Genomic DNA, 9,514 nt, shown 5'->3' on the forward strand with positions numbered 1-9,514 from the left:
GCTCGGGGTCGGCGAGGGCGATGCAGCCGGCGCGCAGTACCGCGGCGACGGGCGTGGATGACGCCAGCAAGCCCTCCACCGCCTAGGCGGAGACCACCCACGCCGAGCTGAGGTGGCCGCCGAGCCGGGCGATCGGGTCTCGGGCTCGCCAGGTTTCCAGTTCGGCGGGGTCGCGGTAGCGGGTCGGGTCATCGGCCGTGGTGTGCGGGCCCATCCGGTAGGTGACGGCTTCGATGAACGTGGGCCCGTCGCCGGCGCGCGCGCGGGCGAGGGCGGTGCGGGTTGCGGCCAGCACGGCGAGCACGTCGTTGCCGTCTACCCGGATCGACGGAATGCCGAACCCGTCGGCCCGGTCGGCGATCGCGACGGTGGATTGCAGTCGCACAGGTTCCGAGATCGCCCACTGGTTGTTTTGGCAGAAGAACACGACCGGTGCCTTGAAGGATGCCGCGAACACCATCGCTTCGGAGACATCCCCTTCGCTCGTCGCCCCGTCGCCGAAGTACGCGACCGCGACGGAGTGTGCCCCGTCCTTGCGGATCCCCATCGCGTACCCGGTCGCATGGAGGGTCTGAGCGCCGATGATCACCTGCAGCGTCGCCATCCCGATCGCATACGGGTCCCACCCCGATGCGGTGGTGCCCCGCCAGACGCGCACCAGATCGACAGGCGTCGCACCCCGCGTGTAGGCGACGGCGTGCTCGCGGTAGCTGGAAAAGACGAAGTCGTCTGCCCTGAGCGCGCGACCGGAGCCGATCTGGGCCGCCTCCTGGCCGAGCACCGGCGGCCATAGCGCCAACTCGCCTTGCCGTTGCAGCGCCGTCGCCTCGGCGTCCAACCGCCGCACGACGACCATGTCTTCGTAGAGACCGAGCAAGACGGGGCCGTCGACATCCGCGATCACGGCGTCGAACTCGGCCGACGGAGCGCGCGCTCCCGTCTCGTCGAGCAGTTGCAGGTACTCCTGGGCTTTCGACATCATCGTCACGGGCCACCTCCGACCGGTAGCCAACGGTAGGCACGCGCCCACAGATAGCTCAAGCGCTCGCGCGACGGTTGAGCTATCTGCACAGTCTCGGCGTCAGCAGGGGGTGTTATTCTGCGCACGATGCACCACTACGACGCCGTCGATCTTGACCTGCTCCGCGGACTCGCTGCCGATCCCCGGGCGTCGTACGTCGCGCTCGCCGAGCGGCTCGGACTCTCGCGCAACACCGTGCACGCGCGCATGACTCGGCTCGAGGCCGAAGGTGCGCTTCTCGCGTTCGATCGACGGATCGACACTCACGGCCTCGGCTATCCGCTCACCGCCTTCATCACGGTCGTCGTGCGGCAGCGCGAGCTGCCGCGCATTGCCGAAGACATCGCCGCGATCCCCGAGGTGGTGCAGGCGCACGGCCTGAGCGGGCACGCCGACCTGCTCGCGATCGTCGTCTGTCGCGACACCGACGACCTGTTCCGCGTCGACGCTCTGCTGCTCGCGATCGAAGGCGTCGTGCGCACCGAGACGGCGCTGTCGATGGGCGAACTGATCCCCTACCGGCTGCAGCCGCTGGTCGAGAAGGTCAAAGTGGAGAAGGTCAAGGTCGAGAAGACCCAGCGTCAGTGACATCGATCGGCTCGAGAGCGTAGCCCGCGGTGTACTTACGATTCGGGTCGAGTTCGTCGATGAGAGCGACGAGGGCGTGTTGGATGGCGGCAAGCCGCCGCACATCACCCGTCGAGACCAGGTCCATCCCGGCATCGATCGAGGTGAACCAGGCGCGGAATTCGTCGTCGTGGCGGTATCGCTTCACGAAAGCGGCGTAGCCGGCGACGTGCGGAATGCGTACGGCGGTCTCGGGGATCGTCTCCCAGGTGAGCATGAGCTCGCCGATCGCGCGCTGCTCGGCCGTGAAGAACAGGAAGCCCTCGGAATCCTCGCTGCGCCGTAGGGTCTTGAGCACCTCATCGATCAGCCGTTGAACCGAAAGGTCACGTCCGCCCTCGCCGCTCGACGAGAGCACCGCCTGGCGGCGGGCCTCGATCCAGCCGAAGTAGTGGGCGAACAGGAACGCCGTCGACGCGACCGCGTAGTCGCCGTGGCTCGCGTAGCGCTTCTGCGTGCCGATCCACCCGGTCTCGACGAGGTTGAAGATCCGCGACTGCAGCTCGGCGGCGGCTTGGGCGAGCGGTTCGTACACGCGTTCCGCGGCCTTGATCGCGGACTGCTCGGCGTGACGGGCGTCGCGCTCGACATCCAGTTCGTGACTGAGACGCTGGGTGCGCACGGAGAAGAGTCCGGTGACGACGACGCTCCCGACGCTCAGCAACAGCGCGATGATCGTCAACAGTGACTGCGAATCCATAACGGTCACCCTAGGGCGGCACGCTACCCGCCGGTCGCTCGCGTTGTGAGGACAGCCTTACCTGACTAGGCTCGACCCTCGTGACCTCCCGACGCGCACTGGCTCTTGTGGGGGCCGTGCTCGTCGCATCCCTCGCGACGGCCCTCATCGGCTGCGCCGCGCCGCACCAGGGTGGAACGACTCCCTCGCCGACGATCGCGGACGGTCGGCCACTCGCCGAACTGGATCTCGTTGCCGATCCGCGAACGCATGTCGGCCCGAGCACCGCCCTCCTCGCGACCGAAACGATCGAACCCATCGACACTGACCCCGCCCAGCAACTCCCCGCTTCCGTCATTTCGCGGGATCCCGGCGGCGACATCGAAATCACCGTCGACGACACCTCTCGCGTCATCGGACTCGACATGGCGGGGTCAATCGCGGCGAGTATCTGGGGGCTGGGCCTCGGCGAAACCCTCGTCGGTCGTGACACCTCGACGACCTTCGACGGCGCTGCCGACCTGCCGGCCGTCACCTCCGGTGGCCACACGATCGACGCCGAGAGCGTGCTCGCCCTTCGGCCCACCCTGATCATCACCGACGGCAGCATCGGGCCGCGCGACGTGCTGACCCAGTTGCGCGAATCCGGGGTAACCGTCGTGTTCGTCGACAACGAAGCGTCGTTCGATGGCGCCGCCGACCTCGTGCGAGACGTCGCCGCCGCCCTCGGCGTAGCCGCGACGGGCGACCTGTTGTCCCAACGCATCCAGTCGGATGTCGACGCGAAAGTCGCCGAGATCGCAGCCATCGCGCCGACCGACGACGCCGGGCGGGTGCGGATGATCTTCCTCTACCTGCGCGGCGGCTCAGGCATCTACTACCTCTTCGGCGAAGAGTCGGGCGCGACCAACCTCATCCTCGGACTCGGGGGCGTGGATGTCGCCGGCGAGATCGGCTGGACCGGCATGCAGCCGATGACCGACGAAGCGATCATTGCCGCCAACCCCGACCTCATCTTCGTCATGACCGACGGCATCGCGTCGACGGGCGGCATCGACGGGTTGCTGCTGGCCAAGCCCGCGATCGCCCTCACCGCCGCCGGCCAGAACCGGCGTTTCGTCGACATGGCCGACGGCGACATCCTGAGCTTCGGTCCGCGCTCTGCCGCGGTGCTCGACGGGCTCGCCCGCGCGGTCTACGCCCCCGCGGGCTGAGCAACGCCCTCCGTCCGGGTGACGGGTATCGCGGCAGACGGTGTTCCGACCGGAGCTCGTCGTACGGGCCTCAACCCCCGAGGTCCGCGAGCTGATCCTCGAGGTGGAACACCTGACGCGACTCCGGATCCGTCGCCAACGCCGCGGCCGGGCCGCGTCGTCGTCGGCCTTAGCCGATCAGCAGCCGTTTGGGCCACCCGGCATCATGCCTCATGAGATCGGTTCGGTGACGAGCCGGGCGAGGTGGTTGCGCAGCTCCGCCGCCATGTCGACGGAGGCCCGGTCGAGGAGCCACTGCACCTGGAGCCCGTCCATCAGGGCGATCACCGAGCGGGCCGCGGCTCCCGGTTCGACTCCCGGCTGGAGCCCGCCACGCTCGGCGAGCGCGGCGAACGTGCGCGCGATCCGGAGCTGTGTGGTGGCGTATCGCTCGACGAAGTAGGCGTGCGCCGGATGGCTCGGCGCGGTGGCTTCCGCGGAGAGCACGCAGTACAGTTCGACGACTCCCGGCACCGAGGCGTTGTAGGCCGCCAGGCGCACGAGTCCGCCCAGCGTTTCCATCGGGTCGGCGCCGGTCTCCTCAAAGTGCACCAACTCGTAGGAGTGCTCGTCACGACGCGCGAGCACCGCGGCGAGCAGAACGCTCTTGCTCGGGAAGTGGTGGAGGAGCCCGGCTTCGCTCATCTCGACTCGAGCCGCGACCTCGCGCAGCGAGCCCGCGCGATAGCCGCCCTGAGCGAAGACTTCGAGTGCCGCCTCCAGGATGGCGTTGCGCGTCGCCGTCGACTTGGCGTAGCTGCCGCGCGGGCCCCCGCGAGGGCGCGGAGCTTCAGGATTGGTCTCGTCAATTGTCATGGCTCTCCATTGGACCATCGTCGCTTCCACAAGTAAACCTAGTCACCGCTCGGTTTTCGTGCTACCTTCGCGTCCACGCGCGGTCCACGGTGGATCGCGACCAATCGAAAGGGACCAAAGATGTTCCGATGGAAGGCCACAGCAGCCGTCGCGATCGCTGCCCTCGCACTCGGGGGATGCACGGCGACCGGCGAGCCGAGCGGCGACGGCGACTCCTCGCTCGTCCTCGGTGCGATTTTCGCGCCGAACACACTCGACCCATCCGGCGCGGAATGGGGCAACCGGGCACCGTACTACCAGGCGGTGTTCGACACGCTTCTCCTCGCCACCCCCGAAGCCACAATCGAACCGTTCCTCGCGACCGACTGGTCATACAACGAGGCCAACACCGAGCTCACCCTCACCATTCGCGACGACGTCATCTTCAGTGACGGAACCGCGCTCACCGCCGACATCGTGAAGCAGAACCTTGAGCGCTTCCAGGCCGGCACATCCCCTGACGCGGGCTACTTCGCCGGCATCGAGTCGATCGAGGCGCCTGACGACACCACGGTCGTGATCACGCTCTCGGCGCCCGACCCGGCATTCCTCAACTATCTGACTCGCGACCCGGGTCTGGTCGCGAGCCCGGCGCAGTTCGACGCCGAGGATGCCGCCACCAATCCGATCGGCTCTGGCCCCTACATCCTCGATACGGCGGCCACCGTCACCGGCACGAGTTACGTCTACACGAAGAACCCCGACTACTGGAACCCGGATCTGCAGCACTACGCGTCGATCACCATCAACGTGCTCGGCGACCCGACGGCCGCGGTCAACGCCATCAAGGCGGGCGAAGCGAACGCCGTCAAACTGGTGAGCAACGACGCGATCGACGAGATCGAGGCATCCGGCTGGACGATTGCCGCCAACGAGCTCGACTTCCAGGGACTGCTGCTGCTCGATCGGGCCGGTACGCAGAACCCCGCACTTGCCGACCCGCGCGTGCGTCAGGCGATCAACTACGCATTCGACCGCGAAGGGCTCCTGCAGGCGCTTCAGAGCGGCCTGGGCACCGTGACGACTCAGGTGTTCCCGGAGTCGAGCGCCGCGTACGACCCTGCGCTCGACGACTACTACAGCTACGACCCCGAGAAGGCGATCGAGCTCCTGGCGGAGGCCGGCTACGCGGGTGGGTTGACCCTCCAGATGCCGAGCGTCAACCTGCTCGGACCGGCCACCTTCCCGCTCATCCAGCAGCAGCTAGCTGATGTCGGGATCACGGTCGAACACGTCGAGACCGCTCCCGAGAACTTCATCGCCGACCTCCTGGCACCGAAGTACCCGGCATCGTTCATGGCGCTCGAGCAGAACCCGGACTGGCAGCTCATTCAGTTCATGATCGCCCCGAACGCCGTGTTCAACCCGTTCCACTCGACCGATTCCGAAGTCGAGGCACTCCTCACGGAGATCCAGAACGGAGACCCGGAGACGCAAGCCGAGAAGGCCGCCGAGCTCAACCGGTACCTGGTCGAGCAAGCGTGGTTCGCACCGTTCTACCGGGTGCAGGGCAGTTTCGCGCTCGACGCCAACACCACCGTCGAGATGATGCCGACGAACGTCTACCCCGCGATCTACGACTTCGCACCGAAGGGCTAGTTCGTTACCTCGGGTGCCGGACCGTCTCACGCGGCGGTCCGGCACCCGTCACCCTCGTCCCTCACACCACAGGGAGCTCCATCGTGTTTCGATTCATCCTCCGGCGCCTCGCCTCGGGCGTAGTGCTCGTCGTCGCGATCTCGGTCGTCGCGTTCACCTTGCTGTACGCGGGCGGCGGCGACATCGCCCGGCGCATCCTGGGGCAAAACGCCACCCAGGAGATCGTCGACCGCAAGGCCACCGAGCTCGGTCTCGACCGCCCGCTCTTCGACCAGTACGGCGATTGGCTCATTCACGCGATCCAGGGCGACTTCGGTCGCTCGTGGTTCACCGGACAACTGGTCTCCGTCAGCGTCTCCAGTCGTCTCGCGGTCACCCTCTCCATCGTGATCGGCGCGATTCTCGTGACGGCGATCGTCGCCACGGTGCTCGGCACCGTCGCCGCTGTGAAGGGCGGATGGGTGGATCGCGTCGTACAGGTCGGGTCCGTGATCGGATTCGCCATCCCCGGCTTCCTCGTGGCGCTCGGACTCGTGCTGGTATTCGCGATCGAACTGGGATGGTTCAAGGCAACCGGCTACATCCCCCTCACCACCTCGGTGACCGGGTGGCTGTCCGCAGTGACCCTGCCGATCATCGCCTTGTCGCTCGGTGCGATGGCAACCGTCGCACAGCAGGTGCGCGGCTCGGTGTCGGATGCCCTCTCGCGCGATTACGTGCGCACTCTTCGCAGCCGCGGTCTCGGGATGACCCGGGTCGTCGGCAAGCACGTTCTTCGGAACGCCGGAGGACCGGCGCTCGCCGTGCTCGCCGTGCAGTTCGTCGGCCTGTTGGGTGGAGCCGTCATCGTCGAGAAGGTGTTCAACATCCCCGGGCTCGGGCAGCTCGCCGTGCAGGCCACCAGCGCGAGCGACATTCCGAGCGTCATGGGCCTGGTCATCGTCACCGCTGTCATCGTCGTCGTCGTCAACCTGCTGATCGACCTCACCCAGGCAGCTCTCAACCCCAAGGTGAGGTTCGCATGACCGAGATGGTCGCTCTTCCCATCGCGACGCCGAGCGCCCGCGTCTCGCTTCTGCACCGGATCGTCCGCAACCCTGCCGGCCTCGTCTCGCTCGGCTTCCTGCTGGTGGTCGTCGTGGTCGCGATCGCCGGGCCTCTCCTTGCCCCGCACGACCCCAACTTGGCGTCGTTGCAGCTCATCCTCGCGACACCAAGCTTCGAGCACCCGCTCGGCGCGGACAGCGCGGGCCGCGACGTGCTCTCCCGGCTGCTGGCCGCCACCCAGGTGAGCATCGCGGCGGCACTCATCGCGCTCGTCGTTGCGCTGGTCTTCGGCGTCGTCGGGGGGTTGCTCGCTGGCTACTACGGCGGCTGGTTCGACAACGTCTCGTCGTGGCTGACCGCGCTCCTCATGGCGCTGCCCGGCGTCGTCATCCTGCTCGCCGCGCGCGCCGTGATGGGCCCGTCGGTCTGGCTCTCGATGGTGGTGTTCGGGGTGCTCCTCGCGCCCGCCTTCTTCCGCCTGGTCTACGCCGCGGTCGTTGCGGTGAAAGACGAGCTCTACGTCGACGCTGCCCGTGTCTCGGGATTGAGCGACGCGAGTATCATCGGGCGCCACATCCTCTCTGTGGTGCGGGCCCCCGTCATCATCCAATCGGCGATCGTGATGGGCATCGCCATCGCCATCCAGTCCGGCCTGGAGTTCCTCGGGCTCGGCGACCCCTCGGTGCCTACCTGGGGTGGCATGCTGAACGACGGCTTCGCGAACATCTACCGGGAGCCGCTGCTCATGCTGTGGCCGTCGCTCGCTATCGGCCTCACCTGCATGGCGCTCGTGCTGCTCGCCAACGCGGCGCGCGACGAGCTGGAGCGAGTCGGCCGCCGCAAGCGGCGCGGCAGGGCCCAGTCCGCTCCCGCTCCTGCAACCGCCGCAGCCCCGGTCATCGCACACGATGACGACCACCGCAGCGAGCGTCGAGTGGGCGAGATCGTGCTCGAGGTGCGCGACCTCCGGGTCGGCTACGACCAGACCGACGGCAGCGTCACCGAGGTCGTGCACGGAATCGGCCTCACGGTGCGCCGAGGCGAGGTACACGGGCTCATCGGCGAGTCGGGGTCGGGGAAGACCCAGACCGCATTCGCCGTGCTCGGCCTGCTGCCACAGGGTGGCCGCGTGCTCGACGGCGTCATCCGATTCGGCGGTCGCGACCTCGTCGGGCTACCGGAACGCGAGGTGCAGCGGCTGCGCGGACGCCGGATGGCCTACATCCCGCAGGAACCGATGAGCAACCTCGATCCCGCATTCACGATCGGCAGCCAGCTCACCGAACCGATGCGCATCGTGCTCGGGATCCCTCGCCGGGAAGCTCGTGAACGTGCACTAGCCCTGCTTGAGCGAGTCGGCATCCCGAACCCCGTACGCACCTTCGCGGCCTACCCGCATGAGATCTCCGGCGGCATGGCGCAACGCGTGCTCATTGCCGGAGCGGTCTCCTGCGACCCGGAATTGCTCATCGCCGACGAGCCGACGACGGCGCTCGACGTCACCGTGCAGGCCGAGGTGCTCGAGCTGCTGCGCGACCTGCAAGAGGAGCGTCAGATGGGATTGCTGCTGGTCACCCACAACTTCGGCGTCGTCGCCGACCTGTGCGACCGCGTGTCGGTTATGCAGGAGGGCCGCATCGTCGAGACCGGGCCGGTGCGGGCGATCTTCGAGCGCGCCGAGAACAGCTACACGAAAGCCCTGCTCGCGGCGATTCTTGAGGACGGACCCGCGCGGCCGCCCCTCTCCCCTCGGACGGAGGCAGTGGAATGACGAACCTTCTCGACATCACCGACCTGGAGGTCTCGTATCCGGTCAAGGGCTTCCGTGCCCCGCCGTTCCGTGCCCTCAGGGGCGTCTCGCTCGACATCCGCGCGGGCGAGACCGTCGGACTGGTCGGCGAGTCCGGCTCGGGCAAGACGACCCTCGGTCGCGCGGTGCTCGGACTCGCACCGGTGACCGGCGGCAGCATCCGCTACCGCGGCCAGGAGATCGCGCACCTGAATCGCCGCAAGCGTCGCGCGCTCAGCAGCGAGATCCAGGTGGTGTTCCAGGATCCATACAGTTCGCTCAATCCGGCGCTCACGATCGAGCAGATTCTCGCCGAACCGCTCGGCACGCGAGGGGTGAGTTCGACCGACGCCAAGGCTCGGGTACGCGAACTGCTCGACCAGGTGCGGCTGCCCTCGGATGCCGCCCACCGGCTGCCGCGCGAGTTCAGCGGCGGGCAGCGGCAACGCATCGCGATCGCGCGCGCCCTCGCGCTCGACCCGAAGCTGCTCGTCTGCGATGAGCCGGTGTCGGCACTCGACCTGTCGACGCAGGCGCGCGTCCTCGACCTCTTCATCGAGATCCAGGAGCGCACGGGCGTCGCCTACCTGTTCGTCTCGCACGACCTCGCCGTCATCCGCCACGTCAGCCACCGCGTGGCGGTG

General features: G+C 67.8%; 8 protein-coding genes and 1 pseudogene. 6 read left to right on the forward strand and 3 right to left on the reverse strand.

Features of this window, described 5'->3' with window-relative positions:
* Positions 1 to 982 (reverse strand): annotated as a pseudogene (locus RMO30_RS11425) (thiamine pyrophosphate-dependent enzyme); the annotation flags it as partial.
* A gap of 126 nt (positions 983 to 1,108) precedes the next feature.
* On the opposite strand from RMO30_RS11425, the gene RMO30_RS11430 reads away from it, so the two are divergent.
* On the forward strand, positions 1,109 to 1,609 hold the full coding sequence (locus RMO30_RS11430; protein WP_309713510.1) for an Lrp/AsnC family transcriptional regulator: 501 nt from the start codon (positions 1,109 to 1,111) through the stop codon (positions 1,607 to 1,609).
* Here the strand turns inward: RMO30_RS11430 and RMO30_RS11435 are convergent.
* Positions 1,581 to 2,348 (reverse strand): hypothetical protein, encoded by a 768-nt coding sequence (locus RMO30_RS11435; protein ID WP_309713512.1) that lies wholly within the window; start codon positions 2,346 to 2,348, stop codon positions 1,581 to 1,583. The genes RMO30_RS11430 and RMO30_RS11435 overlap by 29 nt on opposite strands.
* An 80-nt stretch (positions 2,349 to 2,428) precedes the next feature.
* Here RMO30_RS11435 and RMO30_RS11440 point away from each other — a divergent pair, with 80 nt between their 5' ends.
* Positions 2,429 to 3,541 carry an ABC transporter substrate-binding protein gene (locus RMO30_RS11440; protein WP_309713514.1) on the forward strand — a complete coding sequence of 371 codons (1,113 nt, stop codon included), beginning with the start codon at positions 2,429 to 2,431 and terminating at the stop codon, positions 3,539 to 3,541.
* Between the two features lie 210 nt (positions 3,542 to 3,751).
* On the opposite strand, the gene RMO30_RS11445 is transcribed toward RMO30_RS11440, so the two are convergent.
* Positions 3,752 to 4,396: a TetR/AcrR family transcriptional regulator gene (locus tag RMO30_RS11445; RefSeq protein ID WP_309713516.1), complete on the reverse strand. Its 645-nt coding sequence runs from the start codon at positions 4,394 to 4,396 to the stop codon at positions 3,752 to 3,754.
* 120 nt (positions 4,397 to 4,516) lie between these two features.
* Between RMO30_RS11445 and RMO30_RS11450 the strand changes: the two genes are divergently transcribed.
* The 4 genes from RMO30_RS11450 to RMO30_RS11465 form a co-directional block, all read left to right on the forward strand.
* Positions 4,517 to 6,034 carry an ABC transporter substrate-binding protein gene (locus RMO30_RS11450; RefSeq protein WP_309713519.1) on the forward strand — a complete coding sequence of 506 codons (1,518 nt, stop codon included), beginning with the start codon at positions 4,517 to 4,519 and terminating at the stop codon, positions 6,032 to 6,034.
* 83 nt (positions 6,035 to 6,117) lie between these two features.
* On the forward strand, positions 6,118 to 7,059 hold the full coding sequence (locus RMO30_RS11455) for an ABC transporter permease (RefSeq protein WP_309713522.1): 942 nt from the start codon (positions 6,118 to 6,120) through the stop codon (positions 7,057 to 7,059).
* Positions 7,056 to 8,852 carry a dipeptide/oligopeptide/nickel ABC transporter permease/ATP-binding protein gene (locus RMO30_RS11460; protein WP_309713525.1) on the forward strand — a complete coding sequence of 599 codons (1,797 nt, stop codon included), beginning with the start codon at positions 7,056 to 7,058 and terminating at the stop codon, positions 8,850 to 8,852. The genes RMO30_RS11455 and RMO30_RS11460 overlap by 4 nt, the downstream gene beginning before the upstream one ends.
* Positions 8,849 to 9,514: dipeptide/oligopeptide/nickel ABC transporter ATP-binding protein (locus tag RMO30_RS11465; protein ID WP_309713527.1), on the forward strand; the 666-nt coding region annotated here is incomplete at its 3' end. The genes RMO30_RS11460 and RMO30_RS11465, both read left to right, overlap by 4 nt.

The sequence above is a fragment of the Pseudolysinimonas sp. genome (genome assembly GCF_031389465.1).
Taxonomy (GTDB): domain Bacteria; phylum Actinomycetota; class Actinomycetes; order Actinomycetales; family Microbacteriaceae; genus Pseudolysinimonas_A.

Excerpts from the sequence above, each read along its gene's own strand:
- RMO30_RS11460 (WP_309713525.1), top strand. The coding sequence starts at position 7,056 with ATGACCGAGATGGTCGCTCTTCCCATCGCGACGCCGAGCGCCCGCGTC.
- RMO30_RS11435 (WP_309713512.1), bottom strand. The coding sequence starts at position 2,348 with ATGGATTCGCAGTCACTGTTGACGATCATCGCGCTGTTGCTGAGCGTC.
- RMO30_RS11445 (WP_309713516.1), bottom strand. The coding sequence starts at position 4,396 with ATGACAATTGACGAGACCAATCCTGAAGCTCCGCGCCCTCGCGGGGGC.
- RMO30_RS11450 (WP_309713519.1), top strand. The coding sequence starts at position 4,517 with ATGTTCCGATGGAAGGCCACAGCAGCCGTCGCGATCGCTGCCCTCGCA.
- RMO30_RS11430 (WP_309713510.1), top strand. The coding sequence starts at position 1,109 with ATGCACCACTACGACGCCGTCGATCTTGACCTGCTCCGCGGACTCGCT.